Annotated in this window: 1 protein-coding gene; it reads right to left on the bottom strand. The window is 47.3% G+C overall.

Annotation, left to right across the window (positions count from 1 at the left end; all coding sequences use genetic code 11):
* The coding region (locus Ga0466249_RS25930; protein WP_246589065.1) for a branched-chain amino acid ABC transporter permease at window positions 1-548 on the bottom strand (548 nt) is incomplete at both ends.

The following is a 548-nucleotide window of genomic DNA, read 5'->3' on the forward strand; positions in this document are numbered from 1 at the left end:
CCAATGGTAAAGGCCAGCACCTTGTATTTGGTTGTATCAATTCCCATGGCTTCGGCAGCGATTTCATTTTCGCGTACGGAGATGCAAGCTCGCCCATGGGTGGAATCGATAAAGTTTTTGATGAAAAATATCGTGAAAATAAGCAGCCAAAATGCCCACGTGAAGGTGGTATAACGGGGAATGCCCATAAAGCCGGAGGCACCGCCTACATAGGGAATGTTTAAGATGGTAATGCGAATGATTTCCCCCAGTCCGAGGGTAGCAATGGCCAGATAATCGCCAGTGAGCCGCAGTGTGGGAAGACCAATGACAAAACCGAGAAAACCTGCGGCACCCGCGCCAGCTAAAATGGCAGCCGCAAAGGGCAGATGGAACTTAACGGTCAGGACAGCGCCGACATAGGCCCCGACAGCCATGAACCCGGCATGACCAATGGAAAACTGGCCTGTAAAACCATTGATTAAGTTCAGACTTGTTACAAGAATAATATTAATACAGATTAATACAATATTGAGCTGCCAAAAGGGTCCAATAACATCGAATTCAAT

The organism is Pelorhabdus rhamnosifermentans, from assembly GCF_018835585.1.
GTDB lineage: Bacteria > Bacillota > Negativicutes > UMGS1260 > UMGS1260 > Pelorhabdus > Pelorhabdus rhamnosifermentans.